Source organism: Gluconacetobacter tumulicola (genome assembly GCF_014174215.1).
Lineage (GTDB): Bacteria > Pseudomonadota > Alphaproteobacteria > Acetobacterales > Acetobacteraceae > Gluconacetobacter > Gluconacetobacter tumulicola.
On record NZ_JABEQL010000087.1, the window covers coordinates 1 to 582 of the forward strand.

The window sequence follows — 582 nt, forward strand, 5'->3', positions numbered from 1 at the left end:
ATACCCGTTCACCCAGTAGGAATCGGCATCGATCACCGCCAGCCGCGGCTGGCCCGCCGTCAGATAGTCGCCCACCCGCAGGTTCAGGTTGGTCACATAGCCGTTGACCGGCGAATACAGCACCGAGCGCTGCAGGTTCAGCTTCGCCAGGTCCAGCGCCGACCGCGCCGCGTCCACCGCCGCCACCTGCGTCGCCACGTTGGAGTTGAACACTTCCTGTTCTTCGGCCGACACGATGCCGCCCAGCCCCATGCGGCGCTTCGCGTCGCTGCGCTTCAGCTTCAGCTCTTCCTCCGCCCCGTCCAGCCGCGCCTGCGCCTCGCGGATCGCCAGGCGGAAGCGCACCGGGTCCAGCACGAACAGCGGATCGCCCTTGTGCACGAACTGGTTGTCCACCACCGGAACCTGCACCACCGTGCCCGGAACTTCAGGCGCCACGTCCACCACATACACCCGCACGCGCCCGTCGCGCGTCCATGGGGCAATCATATACGTGTCCCACAGGGTCACCCCCAGAACGATCGCCAGCACAACGACGCTCAGGGTCAGGACCACGCGGATCAGGGTGCGCAAAAGAGGCAT

The 582-nt window shown here is 66.5% G+C and carries 1 protein-coding gene; it reads right to left on the reverse strand.

Annotated features, from left to right (window positions below; all coding sequences use genetic code 11):
• Positions 1 to 582 (reverse strand): HlyD family secretion protein (locus tag HLH29_RS19375; protein WP_182968994.1); only part of this gene is annotated, 582 nt, incomplete at its 3' end.